The following is a 21,720-nucleotide window of genomic DNA, read 5'->3' on the forward strand; positions in this document are numbered from 1 at the left end:
TTTTGCTTCACTATCATAGCCGATTTTTTGACCCGGTGAAATTACGATTCAACAAAAAAATGATGACGTCATTGTCATCATTCCCCGTATCTGCCGCTTGCAAGCCGAATCGTCGACAAATCTTCATGCGCGAGCAGGTTTTGCGCGTATTCAAATGGACGAGAGTGGGTAGAGTATAGTATAGTGGTTTTACTAAATAATCAGAATATTCTAATAAAGGAGGTGTGGAGAATGGCTTCTGTCATCCGTAACCGTCATCACGTGGTCCATGACCCGAAACGTTCGTTCTCTAACTTTGGATTTTGGTGGAGTATCGGCGCGCTCTCGATCGGTTTATTCATCATCGCTTTCGAACCGCTCCGTGAACGGTTCAGCGCCTTACATCCGGTCGCTTCAGTCTTGTTCCTGATTGGCATCTCGTTCGTGGTCGGTGTCGTCATGAAGCTCGCCCGTGACGTCTGGTGGCTCAACTACCTGCTCGAGCGCACGTCGAACCGGTACATGTATATCGGGGCGGACACACTCCGGAGCTGGCAATACACGCTCGACTCGATCTGGTTGTTGACCCGCACCTCACAAAAAAAGCTCGGCCGATTGTACATCCAAATCGACCGAACCGTTCGTGCTGAAGAAGCGAAACGCATGTTCGCTGCCTATTTGATTGATCGTGGCGTCCTCGTCGTCTACTCGAGATCGTCCAAACCGAAGAAAATGGCCTGACCGTTTCAATCGATTAACGGCACAACCCATGCTCGAGCTGCTTCGACTTCCTCCATTCGCAGCTCGTGCCCGCCTCCGTGATAGAAGAGCTCGACGTCCGCTCCGGCTTCCCGTAGCGTCGACGTCAGCTCTTCTGTTTCTTGTTTCGGACAAATCGGGTCACGCTCGCCGGCCGAGATGAACACGGTCGCACCCGTCAAGTCAGGGAGCGTGAGCGAGCGGTCCGGTACCATCGGATGGAACAAGAGCGACGCCTTGAACGCGTTGTCCCGGTATAAGGCCGATCCGATCAAGTTGGCACCGTTCGAGTAGCCGAGCGGGATCATCTTGTCGCGGGCAACGCCGTATTTAGCTGCCGCCTCGTCAAGAAACGTGAGGAAGCGCTCCGTCTGTTTCTTCAAATCTTCAAGGTCTAACACGCCTTCCGCATGACGGCGGAAGAACCGGGACATGCCGTTCTCGAGGACGTCGCCCCGGAGCGTCAGAATGTTAACTTCAGTTGAGAGTTCACGGGCGAGCGGGATCAAGTCCTGCTCCGTCCCGCCTGTACCGTGCAACAAGACGAGCGTCGTCTCGGTCGTGCCTTTAATGAATTGATGAATCATATTCTGTCTCCTCTCGGGATTGTGATGGTTGGTAGCGTTCGTGTGATCTTGTCGCGGTCGACTTCGAGCCAGTCCGGCAGCTTCAGCGCGCTGCCGAGTTCGTCGATCGTTTCATCAACGAGGAACCCCGGTGCGTCGGTCGCGAGCTCGTGCAAGATGCGTCCTTCGTCATGGAAGTAGACCGAGCGGAAATAGTGCCGCTCTCTCACCTCGGTCGGACGGAGGCCGAGGTCAAAGATTGCGTCTTGCCACGTCGTATACTCGTCGCCGTCCGCGATGCGCCAGGCGATATGATGGACCGTCCCCGCACCGGGCACGCCGTTCGGGAGGACGGCCTTTTTGACGTCGATGACGTTGCCGTAATCGGCCTCGCCCTCAAGTCGGACCCATTCCGAATCTTCCCCCGTCTTCGTGAAGCCAAACAGTTCGGTCAATAGCCGCACCGTCGCCTCCGGGTCTTTCGACAAAAGCGTCGCCCCGGCGAACCCGGTGATCGCTTCTTGTTTCGTGATACCTGGCACGAGCCAGTCCGTCTGTTTCGCGCTCGCCCGCGCGACGAGCTCGACGACGAGTCCGTCCGGGTCTTCGAACAACAACGACGGCTCGCCGAATCGTTCGGTCGCGACCGTCGCGACACCGTGGGCTTGCAGGCGACTCTCCCAAAACAAGAGGCTGCCAACTGGGACGAGATACGCGGTGACACCGACCTGCCCGCTGCCGACGCTGCCTTTCCCGATACCCGGGATCGGGAAGAACGTGATGACCGTCCCCGGCGTCCCGGTTTCATCGCCAAAGTAAAAGTGGTACGTGCCCGGGTCATCGAAGTTGACCGTCTGCTTGATGAAACGAAGTCCGAGGACGTTACCGTAAAAATCTAATGTGCGTTGTGGGTCTTTCACCATCGCCGAGATGTGATGGATACCTGCTGAGTGTGTCGTCATGACGTGTCCCCCTTTTTCATTATCTTGATTTCAAGATAAATCATTTCTGATGAAAAGTGAAACTTTTTGCTCACAATGCCGTACGCTAAGAGTAGACACCTAATAAGGAGGACTTACATATGACTTTACAAATTGACCGTGTCTCGAAGCAGTTCGGGGAGTTCACGGCCGTCGACGACTTGAGCTTTCACGTCCCCAGTGGCGAGATGTACGGCCTGCTCGGGGCGAACGGTGCCGGCAAGACGACGACGTTTCGGATGATCTTAGACATTTTAAAGCCGACCGACGGCACGATTCTCTGGGACGGACGCAACGTCGACCACCGCATCGTCGGCTATTTGCCGGAAGAGCGCGGCCTGTATCCGAAGTCGCCCGTCCGCGACCAGCTCGTCTTTCTCGCCAGCCTGAAAGGCATGAAGTCGGCTGAGGCGAAACGTGCCGTCAAGTCGTGGCTCGAACGGCTCGAGATCCCGCAGTACGAAACGATGCGTGTTGAACAGCTGTCAAAAGGAAACCAGCAAAAGATTCAGTTGATCGCGGCGCTGCTCCACAACCCGGAACTGCTCATTTTGGATGAGCCGTTCAGCGGCCTCGATCCCGTCAACGTCGAGATCTTGAAGCGTGAAGTGCTCGCCCTGCGCGACGAAGGGACGACGATCGTCTTCTCGAGTCACCGGATGGAGCACGTCGAAGAGCTGTGCCAACATATCGGCATCTTGAAAGGCGGCCGCGCCGTCGTCAGCGGCGACGTCCCGACGATCAAGTCGCGTTACGCCGAGCCCGTGCTCTTCATCGAGACCGATCGCGTCGACGTCCTCACTGCACTCCCGATCGTCAAAGCGGTCGAACCTCATCGCGACGGTCACCTCGTCCGGCTCGACTCGTTCGAAGGCAGCGACGCGGTGCTCGGCGCCCTCGTGCAAGCAGGCGCTTCCGTCAAAACGTTCATGCGCCAACCCGTCTCGCTCAACGACATCTTCATCAAGGAGGTAGGCAGCCATGTTTCATAACTTCAAACCATTGTACGCGTTCACGCTACGCTCGAAACTGCGGTCGAAGGCGTTCCTCATCTCGACGATCTTGACGATCGTGTTCATCCTCGGCTTCACGAACATCGACCGCCTGCTCGCGAACTTCGAGGACACCGATCAAGGCCAGGCGCTCCTCGTCACGCAAAACGCCGAACTGACTGAAATCATGCAGTCGCTCGGTTACGAAGGGGTCAGATCGGCCGATATCACCGAGACCGAGGCGCGCTCGGGACTCGAAAATGGGGATTACGAGATCGTCGCCTTCATCGACGGCGCTTCGGCCCGCGTCTTGTCCGACCGTCCGGAGCCCGATTTCACGACACTCCTGCAGACGGCACTCCGCGAAGTCCGCAACGCCGAGCTGATCGAGACGTCGAACATTGACCCGACCGTCCTCGCCGCTTTGAACGAGCCGGTCCCGATCGAGGAATCTTACCTCGGCCGTGGCGGTGAGAACTCAGAAGAGCTGTTCTCGTCATTCGCGTTCGTCTACATCATGCTCATGCTGCTCTACGTATCGATCATCACGTACGGTTCGATGATCTCGACCGAAGTGACGACCGAGAAGTCGTCGCGCGTCATGGAACTGATCATCTCGACGACGCATCCGGTGACGCACATGCTCGCCAAGATCTCAGCGATCGGTACGCTCGCCCTGTTACAGATCGGCATCTTCCTCGGGTTCGGTTACTTCAGCGCCCGCAGCAATGAGATGGCCCAATCGGTCATCGACAACGCCGGCAACGCCCGGGCCGTCATCTACTTATTGACGTTCTTCACGCTCGGCTATCTGCTCTATGCGGCCATGTTCGCCGTCCTCGGCTCGCTCGTCAGCCGCGTCGAAGAGTCGCAGCAGATGACGATGCCGGTCATCATGCTCCTCGTCGCCGGTTTCCTCGCCGCGATGTTCGGGTTGAACAATCCGGAAGCGCAGATCGTCACGATTTTGTCGTTCGTCCCGTTCTTCACGCCGATGCTCATGTTCCTCCGCGTCATGCTCGTTGACGTACCGGTCTGGGAAGTCGCCTTGTCGATCGGCATCATGCTCGGCTCGATCGGTGTCATTCTCTGGATCGGTTCGAAGTTCTATCGCGGCGGCGTCCTGTTCTACGGGAACAACGCGATTAAACAATGGCGTCAAATATTACAAAATCGTCAATAACGTTTACAGCATTTTCGTTTTCGTATACTCTAAAGAATGTGCAAAATGAGGAGGAAACGAACTATGCGATCACGATTACTCGCAGCCTTGATCTTTACATTCATGACGACGCTCACGACGTTCATCTGTTATACCGTCTTCTTAGAGGCCGACGCGTTGTGGCAAATCTTGCTCGCATACGCGGGCAGCACGTTCCTCGGAACGCTCGCGTTTTGGTATCCGGTCAGTCGACGTTCTGAGACGTCAAGGTTCGGCGGCGCGTGGATCGGGATTTTGATCACGCTGACGACACTCGTCGGATTCACGGTCATCCGCTTCACCGTTCGCGGTGATGCCGCTTCCTTACTCGACTGGCAGACGATGCTCGCGAGCCTCGCCTATACGTTCGGTTACATCGGCTGGGTGCTCACGATTCTCAACATCGTGCTCGGCTTCCTGCTTGCCGGGACGAAACCGAAAGTGCGTTATGAAGCAAGACCAATGCGTTAAATCAAAAGCAGCCGTTCTGCTCAGAACGGCTGCTTTTTTGTGCTCACTGCAACTTATACGACTTATCGACGATGCCAAACTCCGTATATTGGAACGAGTTATCGACGAACTGCTCCGGAACGAGCTGATCGACGTAGCGGGCAAACGGGACGATGCGATGTGTCGCCTCATGCGTCCGTCCGAGGTCGAGCACGGCATCGACCAACGCTTCTAACGCGTGGTGCGACGTCGGTTCCTCGTCCTCTTCAAAGATGCGGCGCAGTTCCTCTTCGTGCATCAAGTCGAAGATGCGCATGCGCGTCTCGAGCTGATGCTGCATGTCTTCCGTCGACTTCCCGTGCATCGCTTCTTCATAGGCGAGCTTCATCTGTTCGAGTTCAGGGGCTTTGCCTTTCATGAGCACCTTCAAGGATTCCCCCGTCCAAATGTGCCGTGCCAAGTAGTTCGCGTCAATCTTCAGCGCCTCGGCGAGCGCCTCTATGTAAGGCATCGTCGGGTACACTTCACTGAGCTCGGTCCGGCGAATAAAGTACGGAGCGACACCGATCTGTTCGGCGAGTGCCTCGATCGAGATACCCGTCCGCTCACGCAAGATTCGGATCCGGTCCCCATAACCCCGGTACGGTGCATTTTTACCATCCATTGAATTCTACCCCCTCTTTTCCATTATAGTTCCCGAATCCACAAAAAAATACTCGGAAGCGTATGCTTCCGAGCAAGTGGTCGAATTAATTATTTTTTCGTCAACTCGACGACTTCAGATGAACCGGCTGTAACGTTGTCGCCTTCAGCAACAAGTTTGTTCACAGCGAAGCTGTCATGGTTCGTGATGATGATCGGTGTGATCGTCGACGGTGCGTTCGCTTTGATGAAGTCAAGGTCGAACGTGACGAGCGGGTCGCCCGCTTTGACGGCTTGGCCTTCAGTGACGTGCGTCTCGAAGCCTTCACCTTTAAGGTTGACCGTGTCGAGACCGATGTGGATCAAGTACTCCGCACCGTTGTCCGCGTTGATGCCGATTGCGTGTTTCGTCGGGAAGACCGTCGCGATTGTCCCGTTGACCGGTGACACGACTTTTCCGTCTGTCGGTTCGATGGCGATGCCATCACCCATCATTTTTTGTGAGAACACTTGGTCAGGCACGTTCGTAATATCGATGACTTTCCCTGTAAGTGGTGACACCGCGTTCAGTTGCTCGTCTTTACCACCAAAAAGTTTTTTAAAGAATCCCATAGCTTAATCCCTCCAACATGTTCTGTTAATCAAAGTCTTAGCTTTTATACCCGAAAAGCTATTACTTCAATCCCTACCCTATTCACGGTATAGTTGTATTAAGGTAGTGCGAATTCGTTTACACATCGTAAGAATACGAGTGTGCAATCGCTTTTGCAAGCCCTTTTTACACTTTATAAAAATTTCACATGATGGAGGCGCTTACAATGACGACTTTCACAAAATTGTCATACGAACGGCCCGACGTGGACGCTTTAAACAGCCGATTGTCGGACTATTCAGTCGAATTGCAGCAAGCGAGCACACTCGAAGAGGCGAACGAATTGATTCGCCAAATCAACCAGGAACGGAACGCGTTCGAGACGCAAAGTCAGCTCGTCGCGATCCGCCACTCGATCGATACGCGTGATGCGTTCTACGAAGCCGAGCAGACGTTCTTTGACGACGCGTTGCCGGTCTACGAGAAAGAAGTCCAGGCGTACTATCGCGTCTTGACGGAGCACGACCTTCGAAGTGCGCTCGAAGCGGAATGGGGCAGCCAATTGTTCGAACTCGCGGAACGGGCACTCAAAACGTTCGACGAATCGCTCATCCCGAAACTGCAAGAAGAGAACCGACTCGCGACGAGCTATCAAAAAGTGATGTCGGCCGCACAGATCGAGTTCGATGGCAAGACGCTCAACTTGTCACAGTTCGGCCCATACTTACAGTCACCCGACCGGTCGGTACGAAAAGCAGCGTCCGAGGCGCGTTATACATACCTCGCCGACAACGGTGACGAGCTCGACCGCATCTATGGCGAACTCGTCCGCGTCCGGACCGAGATCGCGCACGCGCTCGACTTCCCGTCGTTCGTCGAACTCGGCTACGCCCGGATGCAACGCGTCGGCTATGATGAGTCGATGGTCGACAACTTCCGTAAACAAGTGCGCGACGTCATCGTCCCGCTCGCGACGACGTTAAAAGACAAGCAGGCGAAACGCATCGCTGTCGATACGCTCCGCTACTATGATGAATCGTTCGTCTTCCCGGACGGCAACGCGACACCGCAAGGCGACGAGTCGTTCATCATCGAGGGCGGCAACAAGATGTACCGTGAGCTCTCGGGCGAGACGGACGAATTCTTCCAGTACATGCAAGAGCGCGGCGCCCTCGATCTTACGGCGAAGCCCGGCAAAGCTGGCGGCGGTTACTGCACGTACTTACCGTCTGAAGGTCTCCCGTTCATCTTCTCGAACTTCAACGGCACGGCCGGCGACATCGACGTGCTCACGCACGAGGTCGGTCACGCCTTCCAAGTATATGAGAGCCGTCATTTGACGACGCCGGAATACGCGTTCCCGACGTACGAGGCGTGTGAGATCCACTCGATGTCGATGGAGTTCTTCTGCTGGCCGTGGATGGAGCTGTTCTTCGGCGACCAGGTCGACAAGTACAAGTTCAACCACTTGGCCGGAAGCGTCACGTTCCTCCCATACGGCGTCCTCGTCGACGAGTTCCAGCACATCGTCTACCGGAAGCCGGACATGACGGCAGAAGAACGTCGTCAGGCGTGGCGTGGCCTTGAGAAGGTATACTTGCCGCACCGCGACTACGAGACGAACGACTACCTCGAGTCGGGCGCATGGTGGCACCAACAAGGCCACATCTTCCAGAGCCCGTTCTATTATATCGACTACACGCTCGCCCAAGTTTGTGCCTTCCAGTTTTGGGTGCGCATGCATGAGGACCGTGAGTCGGCGTGGAGCGATTACCTCACACTCTGTCAGGCCGGCGGCAGCCGCTCGTTCCTCGAGCTCGTCGAACTGGCCGGACTGAAGTCACCGTTCGAAGACGGTGTGTTAAAAGACACGCTCGGACAGATTGAAGACTATCTATTGAAGCACCCGTTAGCGAACTGAAGATAGAAAAAGGGTGAGTCCGCATGGGCTCACCCTTTTTGTCCTCAAATCACATCTAACGGTTCTTTCCCGCTCGGCGGCGGGAACGCCTCATCGAGCGCTTTGAAATCTTCTTCAGTCAAATTGAGGAGCAGCGCCGCCCCGTTCTCTTCGACGTGCGCTTTCTGACCTGCTTTCGGGATGGCGATGACGTTGCCGCTCCGGACAGTCCACGCGAGCAGGATTTGGGCCACCGACGCATGATACGCCTCGGCGATTTGTTTCACCGTCTCATCGTTAAAGATTTTCTCTTTCACGTCGCTGCCTTCGGCGAGCGGCGAATAGGCCATCATCGGGATGCCCTGCTCTTCTAGAAATGGCAACAAGTCGTGCTCGATGCCGCGGCTGCCGAGATGATACAGCACTTGGTTGACCGCGCAATGCTTCCCGTTCGGCAAGGCGAGCAGTTCTTTCATGTCGTCGACGTCAAAGTTTGAGACGCCCCACGCCCGGATCTTCCCGTCTGCTTTCAGCTGTTCGAGCCCGTCGACCGTCTCCTTGAGCGGGATGTTGCCGCGCCAATGCAACAAGTAAAGGTCGAGATAGTCGGTGCCGAGCCGCTCGAGCGTCGCGTCGCACGCCTGTACGAGCTTGTCGCCCCCGGCGTTATGTGGATACACTTTCGAGACGAGAAAGACGTCCTCGCGCCGGTCTTGGATCGCTTCCCCGACGAGTGTCTCCGACTTGCCTTCCCCGTACATCTCGGCCGTGTCGATGACGTGTAATCCGCAGTCGAGACCTGTCTGTAACGCCTCGATCTCCGCGTCATGTTTCGATGCGTCATCGCCCATGCGCCACGTGCCTTGACCGAGGGCGCGCATCTCGCGCCCGTCCGGCAATTTGACCACGTGTTGTTTCAATGCCGCCAAAATCAGTGTGTGTGGAATTCGGTTCATGTTGTTTCCTCCTTGATCCATTGATCGTGCAACGGCCCTATCGTCCCGAAGACGGGATCGGTCGCCGGTTTGTCGACGCGTTCGATTCGATGGACGTTGTCCGGGCGTTCTTCAGGCTTGCCCGTCAACGTGTCATAGTCGCGTCCTTCCGGATACGCCCCAACGATTTCGAAGTCATCGCTCGCCTCGAGTCGGCGGTGCCCCGTCCCTGCCGGCAGGATCAACACGTCACCCGCATTCAACGAGACGAGATCGCCGGTCGCGCCGCCGAGTTGAACGGTCGCACGGCCTGACCTCACCCCGAGCACCTCGTGCGTGTTGCTGTGATAGTGGTGATAGTCGAACACACCGTTCACCCAACTGTTGCCCCAACCGTTATGCTCGAACGTCGCCTGGATGCCGTCCGCCTCATCGAACACGCGTCGGTATAACAGCACCGGGAAATACGGGTTGTTCGGGATCGAGCCGTCATCTTTAAACCGATATGTGGACATGTCCATGTGATCGCCTCCTTGTCTCTGACACTGTACCCGACTTACACGGGATATAATCGACACAAAAAATGACCCGACCCTTTAATAAGGGCCGAGCCACTGCGTTAGCGTACTTCGCTCTCGAGCTGTTTCAACTTCGTCGAGTAGTACTCGATAATGTCACGGCGTCGGATGATACCGATGAAATACTTGCCGTCATCGACGACCGGCACGAAGTTTTGATCGGTGATCGCATCGACGAGCTCCTCGATTTGCGCCGTGATCGATACCGGTTTATAGCGTATGCGTTGTTTGATGTCTTTCAGGCGAGTCCGGAGCACTTTCTCGTAATCTTCTTCCCCGCGAAGTTGTTCAGCGAGTGCCCACAGTAAGTCTCCTTCCGTCATCGTTCCGGCGTAAAAGCCGTTCTCGGATACGAGCGGCACCGAGGTGAAGCGATGATGCTTCATCTTCTCGAGCGCTTGCCGCACCGTCGACTCCGGGTCTAAATATTTGACGTCTTCTTTCGGATATAAAAAGAAAGCGATGTTCATATATAATCTCTCCTCAATCTGTTAATCCACCACGCTATTGTACCATGAATCGTAGGGTTGACCGCAATAATTGACCGCACCCCACAATTGTTTCACCCTCCCTTCATTAGTTGCTGTCACAGAAAAAAGTCCTTTACAAGAACAGGACCGGCGTGACACGTCATCAACAGAAAACTGGAAAGTAACTCCAATTATTTATACCCTGTACGCATCGATTCTACCCGTCCGAGTCCATAAAAAAAGACGCCTTTCGATCAAGGCGTCTCGTCTAATCAGATAAAATGTAACATCGTTTGATTGAACTTCTCCATCTCGTCGAGCACGGTACCGTGACCGCTCTCCTCGAAACGCTCGATGCGCGCGTTCGGGATGCCTTTTTCCATCTCTAAGGCAAACTCGAACGGACAGACTTTGTCGTGGACGCCATGGATGATCAGCGTCTCGACGCCGACTTTCGGCAAGTCTTCACGAAGGTCCTCGTCGCGGAGCGCTTTCGCCGAGGCGATCGTCCCGTGGCTCGAGGCGATGAGTGACAAGCTGTGGAACCAGTTTTGGAGCGGCTCTGGATGCTTCTTCTCAAAGAAGATCTCGCCGAACCCGGTCAACATCGAGGCACGGTCGCGTTTCGTATCTTCGATCAAGGCGTCGACTTCTTCTTTTGTCATGCCGTACGGATAGTCCGGGCGTTGCGTGAATACCGGTGCCGCCGCGCCGGCGAGGATGAGTTTTTTCAAACCACCGTCCGGATAATCGACCGCATAGCGGATCGCGATCGCCCCACCCATCGAGAAGCCGACGAGTGTGAAGTCTTTGACACCGAGGCCGTTGACGACCATGTTCACGTCAGACGCCATCGTCTCGTAGTCATAGCCCGTAGCCGGTGCGTCCGACTTCCCGTAACCGCGGTAATCGATACCGACGTAGCGGTAGCCCGCATCCAACAGCGCGTTCTTCTGATACTCGAACATGTTGTTGTTCGCCGGCCAGCCGTGCAAGAAGACGACCGCGTCGCCCGTTCCGACGTCCTCGACAAAAATAGACGTCCCGTCATGTGCTGTAATGTAATTCCCCATCATTCAAAACCCCCAATCGTATTGTTGAGCGTTGTGCGCCGTACGTTTGCCCACAACCCATCTGTTCCCGTTTGAGCGAACTGAAAACCTGTCAACCATCGCGCCAGAGCGATTCGGCCTTCAAGATATGCTCGACCGCTTGCGCGCCTTCTCGTAACACGGACGTCTTCCACGTCTCGTCTTCCGGGTAGAACATGGCCATGAATTCTTTTTTGATGCCGTTCCGTGCCTCCGGGTCTTTCGTACCTTCGAAATAGAGACGATTCTCTAAAATGATCGTCAAAAATTCACGGATCAGCGCTTTCGTCGACGTGCCGAACGTCCCGAATTCGAACAAGGCCGAGACGAGCTGCTTGTCCGGATGCTGCGTGTCGCGGACGTAATAGAAATGGTTCGTCGAGTCGCCGAGCACGTCATCCGGATTGTACGTCTTGATGTTCTTCAACCCGTATGTCTGTTTTAACTGCTCGGCGCTGCGTCCGTCCCGCTCGCTGACGAGCATCGTCACTTCGTTCGTCGGTCCGAGTGCGGTGTGCCAGTCCATATGGACGACCCGGTCGTAACGGTCGAGAAGATCGTGCTGGATCTCTTTCATGAAGACGGCGGACGGTTCGTCGGCGTCCCCGCCATAATAGACGCCTTTCGGGAATTGGTACTGGCCCATCCCTTTCGCCTCGGTCATCGCGTCGAACCCGTCGAGCTTGATGCCAGAGCCGAGGAACGAATAAATGTGTTCGCGCGCCTCGTGGTAGTCGTCGATAACACCGTCCGGGACGAACAAGTGGCGCATCACCTCGTACTCTTTATTGACGTTTCGCGGCAGCGATTCCCGGTCGACGACGTAGTTTCGGTTCAAATCGACGTTATGTTCGTTGACGCGCCGGAAATGTTTCATCCCCCATGGGTTGACCGCATGGATGAAGCAGACGCCTGTCACGTCATGGCGGACGTTGCCGAGCTGTGTCTCGATGAATTGCTGCGTCACGGCCGCACCGGCGTAGCCTTCGATCCCATGCTCGCCGATCGTCATGAGCAGCATCGCCTCACGTGACCCGGCCGGTTCGCCGATGATCACGTCGATCGTATCTTCCCCGATCGAATGCGACATCGTCCGCGCGCTCGGGTAGTATTGTTTGACGGTGTCGAGCAAATCGAGAAACCTCTCGCGCGACTCGTCGTAAGATGATGAAAAATAAGTACTCATATGATTTCCTCCATTCATGTCTTCTGTACCCCTTTCCCATTTCGAGGCAAGCTAAAAACGCCTCCCGAGGAAGGCGTTTCGATTAATGGGCTCCGGCTTTCGTGCCGCGGTCTTGGCGGCGGAACGCAAACAAGTAGACGAGCGGGGCGAGCAAGAGGGCACCGAACAGCCAATACGCACCAGGGCTTGCGAACAACGGTTCGAACGCGCGGAAGAACAAGGCGACAAGTGAAAACCCGACGACGAGCTCGGCTGTCCAAATGACGGCGCGCCGGACGGCAAGGGTGATCGTGTTCGTTTTTTGGAAGAGTGCTGCGATAAACGCGATCAAAAAAGCCGGGAAGCTACTGAACCAGAGCATCCGATTCAACGTCGATTCGGCAAAATAGGTGTTGCCGAGCGACACGGTGATCACGTAATGAGCAATCAACACGAGCAAGACGACGATCCACCCGACAAGCACATCTCGTTCCCATTTTTTCATCCTTCTCCCTCCATTCTTTAGAAAAAGAGCTACACTTGTATTTACCCGTTTTCTAACCCGTTCCATAGGTCTACAAGCACGATTTTCGACAGATTTCGCAAACTGTCGAACGATTTTCTAATATAATTTCCGTTTTTCCATCTACTTCCTAATAGATTTGTAGTATCGTACGTATTTGTGAGCATTCACTAAACAATTTTTTGTAGATGAAAGGAATTATATTATTTTGAAAAAATTTAAAAGCATTTCTTTGATTATTGTAGCGTCTTTATTTCTATTACTCGGTTTTCTCGCCATGGCAGACGGGGCAATCGTAGCAGGACTTATTTTGGTAGCAGGGCTTTTACCGATTTACAAACTTTGGAAGCGCGAAGGTAAAAAACGCGTGATGCTTCCTTTGATTGCCGCATCATTTGTAATTGGAATGATCGTTCTTGGCGCAACCATCCCTACTGAGGACGTGACAGATGTTCAGGCGGAAACTGCATCTGCAGAAAATGAAGTCGAACAGGCACCTGAACTGACAGAAGAAGAAAAACAAAAGGCAGATGCAGAGGCAAAACGAATCGCTGAAGAAGAGGCAAAAGCCGAGGCCGCACGAATTGCTGAAGAAGAAGCCAAGGCAAAACAAGAAGAAGAGGAGCGAAAGCTACGCGAAGCTGAGGAAGCGAAAGAAAAAGAGGCAGCTTTTGCAAACTCGACCATTGAGTTCAAGCATTTGAGTAAAGGTGCGGATCGATACGCGGGTGAGGCAGTTCGCTTCAAAGGAGAGATCGTACAAATCCAAGAAGACGAAGAAGGGACAACAATTCGTCTGGCCGTCACGCAAACATCTTACGGGTGGAGTCCAAATGACATTATCATGCTCTACTATCCAGAATTGACAGACTTTTTCACTGACGATGTCGTCACGGTCGACGGCTATATTATCGGTGATCATACTTACACATCGCAAGCTGGGTGGGACATCACAGTTCCATTGATCGGTGCTGAAACAGTTTACTAATAAAGATAGCGCATTCCTCGAACGGGAATGCGCTATCTTTATTTATCGAACAGATGACTTGCCCAGTCGCGGGCCCGCTCGAGCTCTCCATCTTTGAGCGGTCCTTCTTTGTCGAGGACGAGGAATGATTCTTGAAGCACGGGCTCTGCCCCTTTTTCCGTAAGCTCCCGGCCGATCCGGGTCGAGGCGTGGCCGAACCACTTGACGATCTTCCCGACGAAAAAGCCTTGGTCTTCTTCGGCCATGCTCGTATCGAACGCTGCGGCCCGCACTCCGCGGAGCGCGTGATCCGACAGTCCGTCGAGAAACGTCTTCACGTCCTCGGTCTCGCGCCCGCCGTGTGTCGGTGATCCGACGACGAGCAAATCAAGGTTGGCGAGATCCCCGTAGCCGATATGACTGATGTGAACTGCCTCGACTTGATGAAGCTCGCCGAATCCGTCCTTGATGGCGTGGGCGACTTTTTCTGTGCATCCGTACATCGAGTCAAAAGTGATGAGGATTTTCATGACTGTCCCTTCTCTCTTTCCAAGACCATTTAACACCTACACGAATCTGTTCCCGTTCTTGGCGTTTCTATACCAATTTACATGCTCATTCTTTTTTCGTGTGTGACATCATATTGGCGATCACTTGCACGACAAATAGCCCTAACATGATGCCACCTTGGACGACGGAATGTCTCCATGTCATAATGATAAACCCATAATTCATCGACCAGTACAGCATCAAATACGGCGTCAACTGTTTCCAATATTTTCGGAAGTTCTCACGGAACGAGATTTTCAATACGAAATCATAAAGTCCTTCGAGAATGAGAAAAGCTATGAATATCCCTAAAAAAATACTGTACTGGATCGGCTGTTGTTGCTGTTGCGCAATGATGATTCCGTATAGCGCCGGGATCGCCAGGAATAAATACGCCATTCCTACAACTTTCAGTTTCGACATGTCAGAGAATTTCGCTAACAAAAAAATCGTGATCAATAATAAGCTGTTGATAATCCCTAGTATAAAATAATAAGTTTCAAACATAGTGATCGTCTCCTCCATGTGAGAGTCGTCGAACGACAAGTCGTATGATGTCACTTGATCTATGGGCAATACATATTCGTCCTAAAATCAGCCTACTACTCTTCTTTTCCTCAACCACCCATATACAAACACAGCAATCCCGACACCGATGGCCGCATAGGCGATCACGTCTACATGATTCCGGCTGTCAAACGGCGCCTCATGGACGAATTCGGCCCGCCTCCACTCCGTCTCATCCTCAACCGCGAGCACGTCTTCGACCGACTCCCCCTCCACTTGACGATATTCTGTGCCGATCGGATACATGTTCGAGGCGTCCCCATAATAGTCGCCGGTCATATCGTCAGCCAACGTCTCGACCTCGCCGACGACGTCACCAAGATCAGCCTCCGAGACCATAATGTCCGTCACTTCATACACCCGTCCGTCCAAGACGACGAACGCATACGCCCAGGACAAGGCGTGGACCGACACTGAGACGGACAGCAGCAACACCACCATCCAAACGACTCGTTTCATTCGATTGCCCAGACGAACGTCGCCGTATCGCTCAAATCGATATCGTCCGGCTGAAGCTCTGGCATCGACGCCTGTGAATGGAATACCTCTTCATGGAATACCAAATTAGTTGGCGAGTAAAGATGGAGCTCGGCCCACGTATAGTCAATCCGTTTCAATTCCCCAAGCTTCGCACCGGCCGCTTTCGTCAACAGTTCAGCCCGATGCAACGCACTCTCCGCCGCGCTGGCGAGGAGTGCATCGCTAACCACATCTGAATCTTTAATTGTGAACTTGATGGACAGTTTCGGATCCGCCATTGAATTCGTGACGCTTTGGATGACGTCAGACAAGCGTTTCGTGTCGAGATCAAACTCAAGTTTTGTTCGTTGCTCACACACATAGCCACGGAATCGAGATTTATAATTTCCGTCCTCGTCACGGTAACTTTCATAGTCTGTATCAATCGAGAAGTCCGTCGTCTTTAGAGCGGTCTTATCGAAGCCGGCCTGTCCAAGCGCCTTTTGCAGACGCGCCACGGCCGTCGCCGCCTCGTTCATCGTCTCCTCATAACGCACGGCCTTCGAGGTCAACTCCATTTTCACGACAATCAAGTCTGGCTTGGCCGATACTTTTCCCGTTCCTTTGACTGTGATGGTGCGTTCCATGTTTCATTCTCCCCTTTCTCTCTATCCTAAGTCGCTTAATTGTGCAATTGCCATTGCGTCATCGTCCGAAACGGAACGAAGCCGATGCTGTAATAAAACATCTGGTCTGAAGCGACAATCGCCTGTTCTGCCCCTAGTTTCCCACTCCGTATGATTGCCTCATAGACGACCGACTTCCCAAAGCCTTTCCCTCGGTATGTCGGGTCCGTCACGACCGGTTCGACGTAACTATAGCGATCACCCGGGCGATACCAGACACCACAATGTGCCACATACTTCCCCTCAGGTGAGGCAATGGCAAGGATCAGTTCGGGTAGAATCGCAGGACTCGACAACATTTTTTTCCGTCCAGCGATGGTCGCGGCATCATCCGGCGCATTCCCATCATGGTCAAAGCCACGCCACATCACTTGGTTGTATTGTCGCCAATCCCATTCATCCGCGAGAGATACGTAGGAGAACCCGTGCGGCAACGACTCCTTACTTATCCGGGAAACATGGATTTTCGCGAACCGCTCGATGTGTCTCGTCGGTCGAAATCCTGTCTCTAAGGCGGCCAGTTGCAAACACTCATCCTCATCCGGTAACAATAGTCGCAAATCACCATGACTATGCAATCGCTCGACCGCATAGGCAACGAGTTCAGGCTTCAATGCGTCGTACCCTTCCTCCACGACCAAAATCGCTTCCCCTAAATTGAGCTCATACGTCGCCAGGGCGACAAGGCGCCCCTCATCTTCCCACATGCCAATCCGATGCACATGTTCTTGATCACGAAGCGCATGGTTCACCGCCCAGTCCCACGCCCCCCATAAAAGACGTGGTGCCTGCAGCTCCGTTAAGTTGATTCTGATGAGAAAGTCTCTTACTTTTACAGCATCCTCCGATACATAAGGCTCATGTGAATACGGTCGAAATGAGATCACTAGGCCACCCCCTCTATAAAATTTCCACTGAACAGCATCCAGTCTCTGTCAATACGTGATGTTGCTACAATTCGCCAGCGACTTCGAAACCTCCTTCACGATGGCATCGCACTACCCGCCCACTTGACATCGGTCAATTCGCACAAGAAATAAAAAGAGTGAACAACCGAATAATCGTGTCCCCACTCCCGCTCCAACCATTCTCTTGTTATGTAGCAGTTTTTTTTCAAGAGGAGGCAAAAAACCGGACGTGATGCCACGTCCGGAAAATCTGAGAAACATCACGATTTCACGACAAGGAGACACTCTGGCCGCTCAAACCCGACATCCCCTAAAAACCGCAACTCATCAATCGTCAGCTCGTCGAGCGTGATCGAACGAACGCTCGGCTCACTCTGTTCATCGACCCACACTTTCCAAATCTCGACTTCGTCCGTCGTCTTCAGATGGTCGGTGATGTAGTCAACGAGTTGCTGGGCTCTCGTTTCGGTGTAGCGCCAACGCAATTCAGCGACGTGCGGTTTTTTCGAGTACGCTTCGACGTTTTCCTCTGCATAATAAAGTTCTCGTTTGACCTCAATCTCGTCGAGTTGCTCTTCTGCCTCGACGTGCATCAAAATCTTTTCGTCGCGATCGAGGTCTTCGTCGTCTGTGAGCATTTCAGGCAACACGACACCTTTTTTGATGGCCTAGTTGATGGATAAGAATTCGATATATGGATTTTCGACTTCTTTTAGCGGTCTATCGCTCGTCATAAATTGAAATTCACTCATGTTATTTGCCTCCCACTCTTATATCATCATAGTCATTGTTTCATCGCGCGAATGGAAATGATGAGTCCAATCAAATAGCCGATTATCGAGCCGATGACAATCCCGTATGCAACCGTAAAATCGAATAGTAGAGAGATGATCATCCCGGCAGCCGTTCCGAAAATAAGGCCAAGCCCGACCGCTGATTCACGCCATTCGTTCATTTCCATCGCCACCTTCCTTCCGCTCACTACATACGAATCCATCTAAAAAAACGTTTCATTTCCCACTCACTCTCCCCATTTAGCCAACAATGTGTTACAACGGCTACGGACAGCCGGACTTCCTGTATCGAGTTGTTTGTGGAGCAAATCAATCAGTTCATCATGGAAGCGCGAATAGCGGACGCTCAAGTCGAATAGCGCTTGGAGCGAATTGACGATGACGATTTTACTCGTCTCGGAAGCAATCCATGCTTTTAGAACACGGACGACCTGCCCCGCTTCGTCATCGCTGAGCGGCAACCGCGGCATCAGTTGGGCGACGTGCCAACGGACTTCTTGTTGGGTGAACGCTGGCAAAAGTTCGAGGAGCGGCGCCTGATGTGCCTTCAACAGTTCAGGATAGCGTCGCGTGATCTTCTCGACCGCATCCGCGCTTCGCATTCGGACGACAGGACGGTCATCGGTCAACCCGACCATCAGTTCCGCGAATCGTTCTGAATCGTCGCCAACGAATTGGACGACCTCATCGACCCGTCCGATGGAACGCAAGTCCCCGCCTTGAAGACGTTCCAACAGATTCTCCTCCATCACTGATCCCGTTCGACCAGTTGACGCGCCTCCCTCAACTTTGAAAGTTTCCGATATTGTTTCAGCACGAATGTGATAAATAGTATACTGACTAACAAATTAGGAACCCAGAGGAAAGATTCGATACCGTTCGACAGGTTGAGGAATGCTACAAATAAATTGAGATACAACACAAAACTATACAGATGAAAAATCCGTCGTTCATGGCGAATCTTCGAGTCAATGTCTGAGTAGAGTCGAAACGGTCCGTCAGTTGTTAGTTTTCGGAGAAAGACCCAACGAAATGTCGTCGCGACGACCTCAATGCCCATTTCCTCCAAAAATTCAAAGTAAGCGACCGATTTCGGATGACTTGGTGCCTCTTCAATCAATTCGATTCGATAAGTATATTTGTTCGGCTCCCCTTGCACAAACGTGTAACGCCCAAGTCTAAAACGTTCAAGAAACCACCCTGTACCCGCCATATCGTTCAACCAAGCCTCTTCCTTTTCGTAATCCGCGTAAAAGCGATATACCGTTTTGGTTTTCATGATTTGTTTCCCCCAATCCACTGTTTTCCATTCGTGACGAGTTCTTCGAGCCGGACGAGTTCGGCCTCAAGCACTGCTTGTCCTAGAGGTGTGACGACATACTCTTTCTTTCGTCCGCTCGCTTTCTCCACTGCTTCAATCCATCCTTTTTCAACTAAGTTGCTTAACGCGCCGTATAATGTTCCCGCCGCCAACTGGACACGGTCATCGCTCAATTCTTGTACGAATTGCATGATTCCATACCCGTGACGCGGAACTTGTAGCGACAATAAAATGTAATACACCGCTTCCGTCAACGCGACGGTTCCTGCTGATTGTGTCATAGTTTATCTCCTTTACTTCGTCTACCGTTATATCGTCTCCCGATATAATGAGTGTACGCTCATCTTCAATAATTGTCTACAAAAAAAACCTATGTTCCCATAGGTTGCTCATCCTGTCGTGTGGCGCTGATACACCAACAAATTGACGCCTGCATAATCATCTTCTTTCATATACGTAAAACCGAGACGTACCAAGACCCGTTGCGAACGCTCGTTTTCAGGATAGCTGAGCGCGATGATTGGTCCTATTCCCGCCAGCAAATCGAGAAACTCGAGTGCCTCTTGAGCTGACTCGACCGCGTACCCTTTCCCCCATGTGGTCGGATCGAAAGCATACAATAACTCGACATCGCCAGTCGGTAACCGTGAGAAACCGCAATGACCGATCAGTTGGTTCGTCGACCGTTCAACCACACCCCAGACCCCGTAGCCATATTCCATCCACTGCTCCTGGAAACGAGCCAGCAAGTGCGCGGCATCTTCTCGAGTCTTCTGTTTCCCGTCCCCTAAATAACGGCTCACCTCCCGTTGACCGAGTATGGCGGCGTATGTTGTTAAATCCTCTTGAGTGAGTGACCTCAATACCAGCCGCTCAGTCTGTCGAGTTGGAATCATCTGTTCGTCCTCCTGTTAATAAATATAGAAAAGGAGCGACTATGCGCTCCAAAATTAGCTTTCAATCAGCTGTTCTATTCGTTTATTTCCTTCAAATTCGGCGAGCAGGGCCCGCACTTCATCTGTCGATTTCGTATCCATCAGTTTCACACGGAGGTCGCTCGCCCCGGGGAACCCTTTCACGTAAATCTTGAAGAACCGGTGCAAGTTCGAGATCGAACGCGGCACGTCTTCTTGGAATTTGTCTTGCAGGTCGAGCTGGAGGCGAAGTAAGTCGAGGTGCTCTTCCATCGAGTGCTCACGCGGCTCTTTCTCGAACGCGAACGGGTTTTTGAAAATCCCTCTGCCGATCATGACACCGTCAACACCATACTTCTCGACGAGCTCGAGACCCATTTGACGGTCGAGGATGTCCCCGTTGATTGTGATCAAAGTATCCGGTGCGATCTCGTCACGCAGTTTCATGATATCCGGAATCATCTCCCAGTGCGCGTCGACTTTACTCATCTCGTTTCGTGTGCGCAAGTGGATCGACAAGTTGGCGATGTCTTGCTTCAAAATGTGCGTCAACCAGTCGCGCCACTCGTCGAGCTTCGAAAAGCCGAGACGCGTCTTGACGCTGACCGGGATGCCGCCGGCTTTTGCTGCTTGAATCAATTCGGCTGCGACGTCGGGACGCAAGATGAGACCGCTCCCTTTGCCGCGCTTAGCGACGTTCGGGACGGGGCAACCCATATTGATGTCGATACCTTTGTAACCCATCTCGGCCATGCCGATGCTCATCTCGCGGAAGTAGTCCGGGTTGTCGCCCCAAATGTGGGCGACGATCGGTTGTTCGTCCTCGGTGAACGTCAAGCGTCCGCGCAGGCTACCTTTTCCTTCTGGATGACAGTAGCTGTCCGAGTTGGCGAACTCGGTGAAGAAGACGTCCGGTCGGCCGGCATGGGCGACGACGTGACGGAAGACGACGTCGGTCACGTCTTCCATCGGGGCAAGTATAAAGAATGGACGCGGAAGGTCGCGCCAGAAGTTTTCGTTCATATAAAATCATTCCCTTTCGTAATCAATCCAATAAAATCACTTTATCCATTCTATTATGGACGGGGGAATGTATCAACTATCAATCATCTTTAAGACATCTAGACGGCATAACCTTCCCCTGTGATGTGCTATCATTATAATAAAAATCAGACTAAGGAAGGTGATTGATATGGACAAACTTTCATACGTCGAACGTCAAAAACAAGTTAAGTTTGCAGTTGGAATGGCAGAAATTGATGGTGGAATAACAAGTTCTTTCACACAAAAATTGTTGGAGCGATACGAAACAGGTGAAGTCTCTTCGGGTCAATTGAAGCAAGCAATTCTCGACCACTACATCACACATCGTCCGCGTTGAAAAACTTATTCTCACATACAAAGTTTGAACAAAAATAAAAAATCCCGTGACCATCGTCATGGGATTCTCAGACCTGATTGTTATCATGTCTTAGACGAGCAAACTTTTTTCCATCCTTTAAGTATCAAGTGTTCCTCATCCTTAACCCTGGATCATCTGTTTTGCTGTTGGTAGATTTCCACAATGTCTTTAACAAACGCTGCACGATTCGTTTTCAAGTGAGGAAATGGATGATAATTTCTCGGAGGCAATATACACATTCAAAGGCACTTTTCCAGAGGGAGCATTCAAGTTGGCGACAAGTATTCAACTTTAAGGAGCGCATCCGGACGTCATTCATTGACGCGCTCT

The 21,720-nt window shown here is 52.6% G+C and carries 29 protein-coding genes; 7 read left to right on the top strand and 22 right to left on the bottom strand.

Annotated features, from left to right (window positions below):
* The first annotated feature begins 231 nt into the window (after positions 1-231).
* Complete coding sequence (locus EVJ20_RS06940; RefSeq protein ID WP_131507491.1) at positions 232-720, top strand: hypothetical protein; 489 nt, start codon at positions 232-234, stop codon at positions 718-720.
* 5 nt (positions 721-725) lie between these two features.
* On the opposite strand, the gene EVJ20_RS06945 is transcribed toward EVJ20_RS06940, so the two are convergent.
* Together EVJ20_RS06945 and EVJ20_RS06950 are read right to left on the bottom strand one after the other, a co-directional pair.
* Entirely contained in the window at positions 726-1,325 is a 600-nt protein-coding gene (locus EVJ20_RS06945) for an alpha/beta hydrolase (RefSeq protein ID WP_070328624.1), read from the bottom strand.
* Positions 1,322-2,266 (bottom strand): VOC family protein, encoded by a 945-nt coding sequence (locus tag EVJ20_RS06950; protein WP_131507493.1) that lies wholly within the window; start codon positions 2,264-2,266, stop codon positions 1,322-1,324. The genes EVJ20_RS06945 and EVJ20_RS06950 overlap by 4 nt, the downstream gene beginning before the upstream one ends.
* 119 nt (positions 2,267-2,385) lie before the next feature.
* On the opposite strand from EVJ20_RS06950, the gene EVJ20_RS06955 reads away from it, so the two are divergent.
* The 3 genes from EVJ20_RS06955 to EVJ20_RS06965 all read left to right on the top strand — a co-directional run bounded on the left by EVJ20_RS06955 (position 2,386) and on the right by EVJ20_RS06965 (position 4,948).
* Positions 2,386-3,276, top strand: a complete 891-nt coding sequence (locus EVJ20_RS06955) for an ABC transporter ATP-binding protein (RefSeq protein WP_071398033.1) — start codon at positions 2,386-2,388, stop codon at positions 3,274-3,276.
* Entirely contained in the window at positions 3,266-4,459 is a 1,194-nt protein-coding gene (locus tag EVJ20_RS06960) for an ABC transporter permease (protein WP_131507496.1), read from the top strand. The genes EVJ20_RS06955 and EVJ20_RS06960 overlap by 11 nt, the downstream gene beginning before the upstream one ends.
* A 63-nt stretch (positions 4,460-4,522) precedes the next feature.
* On the top strand, positions 4,523-4,948 hold the full coding sequence (locus EVJ20_RS06965) for a hypothetical protein (RefSeq protein WP_131507498.1): 426 nt from the start codon (positions 4,523-4,525) through the stop codon (positions 4,946-4,948).
* A gap of 43 nt (positions 4,949-4,991) precedes the next feature.
* Here the strand turns inward: EVJ20_RS06965 and EVJ20_RS06970 are convergent, their stop codons facing one another.
* Both EVJ20_RS06970 and EVJ20_RS06975 read right to left on the bottom strand, forming a co-directional pair.
* Complete coding sequence (locus tag EVJ20_RS06970) at positions 4,992-5,591, bottom strand: helix-turn-helix domain-containing protein (protein WP_016509316.1); 600 nt, start codon at positions 5,589-5,591, stop codon at positions 4,992-4,994.
* Positions 5,592-5,680: 89 nt separating this feature from the next.
* Positions 5,681-6,181, bottom strand: coding sequence for a PTS sugar transporter subunit IIA (locus EVJ20_RS06975; protein WP_070328619.1), 501 nt, complete (start codon positions 6,179-6,181; stop codon positions 5,681-5,683).
* 206 nt (positions 6,182-6,387) lie between these two features.
* Between EVJ20_RS06975 and EVJ20_RS06980 the strand changes: the two genes are divergently transcribed.
* The gene (locus EVJ20_RS06980) at positions 6,388-8,082 is read left to right on the top strand and encodes a M3 family oligoendopeptidase (protein WP_131507500.1); all 1,695 of its coding nucleotides are present in this window, start codon (positions 6,388-6,390) and stop codon (positions 8,080-8,082) included.
* Between the two features lie 44 nt (positions 8,083-8,126).
* On the opposite strand, the gene EVJ20_RS06985 is transcribed toward EVJ20_RS06980, so the two are convergent.
* The 6 genes from EVJ20_RS06985 to EVJ20_RS07010 all read right to left on the bottom strand — a co-directional run bounded on the left by EVJ20_RS06985 (position 8,127) and on the right by EVJ20_RS07010 (position 12,805).
* Positions 8,127-9,017, bottom strand: coding sequence for an aldo/keto reductase (locus tag EVJ20_RS06985; protein ID WP_070328617.1), 891 nt, complete (start codon positions 9,015-9,017; stop codon positions 8,127-8,129).
* Positions 9,014-9,517: a cupin domain-containing protein gene (locus tag EVJ20_RS06990; RefSeq protein WP_131507502.1), complete on the bottom strand. Its 504-nt coding sequence runs from the start codon at positions 9,515-9,517 to the stop codon at positions 9,014-9,016. The genes EVJ20_RS06985 and EVJ20_RS06990 overlap by 4 nt, the downstream gene beginning before the upstream one ends.
* A 98-nt stretch (positions 9,518-9,615) precedes the next feature.
* Positions 9,616-10,044 carry a CBS domain-containing protein gene (locus tag EVJ20_RS06995; RefSeq protein WP_016510664.1) on the bottom strand — a complete coding sequence of 143 codons (429 nt, stop codon included), beginning with the start codon at positions 10,042-10,044 and terminating at the stop codon, positions 9,616-9,618.
* A gap of 272 nt (positions 10,045-10,316) precedes the next feature.
* Positions 10,317-11,117: an alpha/beta fold hydrolase gene (locus tag EVJ20_RS07000; RefSeq protein ID WP_070328615.1), complete on the bottom strand. Its 801-nt coding sequence runs from the start codon at positions 11,115-11,117 to the stop codon at positions 10,317-10,319.
* Between the two features lie 91 nt (positions 11,118-11,208).
* Positions 11,209-12,321, bottom strand: a complete 1,113-nt coding sequence (locus tag EVJ20_RS07005; protein WP_131464112.1) for a M14 family metallopeptidase — start codon at positions 12,319-12,321, stop codon at positions 11,209-11,211.
* Between the two features lie 82 nt (positions 12,322-12,403).
* Complete coding sequence (locus EVJ20_RS07010) at positions 12,404-12,805, bottom strand: hypothetical protein (protein WP_131507504.1); 402 nt, start codon at positions 12,803-12,805, stop codon at positions 12,404-12,406.
* 226 nt (positions 12,806-13,031) lie between these two features.
* On the opposite strand from EVJ20_RS07010, the gene EVJ20_RS07015 reads away from it, so the two are divergent.
* A complete protein-coding gene (locus EVJ20_RS07015) occupies positions 13,032-13,811 on the top strand; it encodes a hypothetical protein (protein WP_131507507.1) in 780 nt (259 codons plus the stop codon).
* A gap of 38 nt (positions 13,812-13,849) precedes the next feature.
* Here EVJ20_RS07015 and EVJ20_RS07020 read toward each other — a convergent pair whose 3' ends face one another.
* The 12 genes from EVJ20_RS07020 to EVJ20_RS07070 form a co-directional block, all read right to left on the bottom strand.
* Positions 13,850-14,320, bottom strand: a complete 471-nt coding sequence (locus EVJ20_RS07020) for a flavodoxin family protein (RefSeq protein WP_131438775.1) — start codon at positions 14,318-14,320, stop codon at positions 13,850-13,852.
* An 85-nt stretch (positions 14,321-14,405) separates the two neighbouring features.
* Positions 14,406-14,846 (bottom strand): hypothetical protein, encoded by a 441-nt coding sequence (locus EVJ20_RS07025; protein ID WP_131438776.1) that lies wholly within the window; start codon positions 14,844-14,846, stop codon positions 14,406-14,408.
* A gap of 87 nt (positions 14,847-14,933) precedes the next feature.
* The gene (locus EVJ20_RS07030; RefSeq protein ID WP_236636220.1) at positions 14,934-15,347 is read right to left on the bottom strand and encodes a hypothetical protein; all 414 of its coding nucleotides are present in this window, start codon (positions 15,345-15,347) and stop codon (positions 14,934-14,936) included.
* A 14-nt stretch (positions 15,348-15,361) separates the two neighbouring features.
* Positions 15,362-16,012 carry an SIMPL domain-containing protein gene (locus tag EVJ20_RS07035; protein ID WP_131464116.1) on the bottom strand — a complete coding sequence of 217 codons (651 nt, stop codon included), beginning with the start codon at positions 16,010-16,012 and terminating at the stop codon, positions 15,362-15,364.
* A 35-nt stretch (positions 16,013-16,047) separates the two neighbouring features.
* On the bottom strand, positions 16,048-16,938 hold the full coding sequence (locus EVJ20_RS07040; protein ID WP_131507511.1) for a GNAT family N-acetyltransferase: 891 nt from the start codon (positions 16,936-16,938) through the stop codon (positions 16,048-16,050).
* A gap of 281 nt (positions 16,939-17,219) precedes the next feature.
* On the bottom strand, positions 17,220-17,606 hold the full coding sequence (locus EVJ20_RS07045) for a hypothetical protein (protein WP_131507513.1): 387 nt from the start codon (positions 17,604-17,606) through the stop codon (positions 17,220-17,222).
* Between the two features lie 137 nt (positions 17,607-17,743).
* Complete coding sequence (locus tag EVJ20_RS15160) at positions 17,744-17,914, bottom strand: hypothetical protein (protein ID WP_161567002.1); 171 nt, start codon at positions 17,912-17,914, stop codon at positions 17,744-17,746.
* A 66-nt stretch (positions 17,915-17,980) separates the two neighbouring features.
* Positions 17,981-18,487 carry a hypothetical protein gene (locus tag EVJ20_RS07050; protein WP_131507515.1) on the bottom strand — a complete coding sequence of 169 codons (507 nt, stop codon included), beginning with the start codon at positions 18,485-18,487 and terminating at the stop codon, positions 17,981-17,983.
* A gap of 14 nt (positions 18,488-18,501) precedes the next feature.
* Positions 18,502-19,032, bottom strand: a complete 531-nt coding sequence (locus EVJ20_RS07055) for a DUF2812 domain-containing protein (protein ID WP_131438786.1) — start codon at positions 19,030-19,032, stop codon at positions 18,502-18,504.
* The gene (locus EVJ20_RS07060; RefSeq protein WP_071398061.1) at positions 19,029-19,355 is read right to left on the bottom strand and encodes a PadR family transcriptional regulator; all 327 of its coding nucleotides are present in this window, start codon (positions 19,353-19,355) and stop codon (positions 19,029-19,031) included. The genes EVJ20_RS07055 and EVJ20_RS07060 overlap by 4 nt, the downstream gene beginning before the upstream one ends.
* Before the next feature lie 108 nt (positions 19,356-19,463).
* Positions 19,464-19,970 (bottom strand): GNAT family N-acetyltransferase, encoded by a 507-nt coding sequence (locus EVJ20_RS07065; protein ID WP_131504603.1) that lies wholly within the window; start codon positions 19,968-19,970, stop codon positions 19,464-19,466.
* Positions 19,971-20,024: 54 nt separating this feature from the next.
* Positions 20,025-21,011, bottom strand: a complete 987-nt coding sequence (locus EVJ20_RS07070) for a tRNA dihydrouridine synthase (protein WP_131507517.1) — start codon at positions 21,009-21,011, stop codon at positions 20,025-20,027.
* Between the two features lie 169 nt (positions 21,012-21,180).
* On the opposite strand from EVJ20_RS07070, the gene EVJ20_RS07075 reads away from it, so the two are divergent.
* Entirely contained in the window at positions 21,181-21,369 is a 189-nt protein-coding gene (locus EVJ20_RS07075) for an antitoxin VbhA family protein (protein ID WP_131507520.1), read from the top strand.
* The last annotated feature ends 351 nt before the right edge of the window (positions 21,370-21,720 follow it).

Origin of the sequence: Exiguobacterium sp. SH0S1, assembly GCF_004337165.1 — a bacterium.
Lineage (GTDB): Bacteria > Bacillota > Bacilli > Exiguobacteriales > Exiguobacteriaceae > Exiguobacterium > Exiguobacterium aurantiacum_A.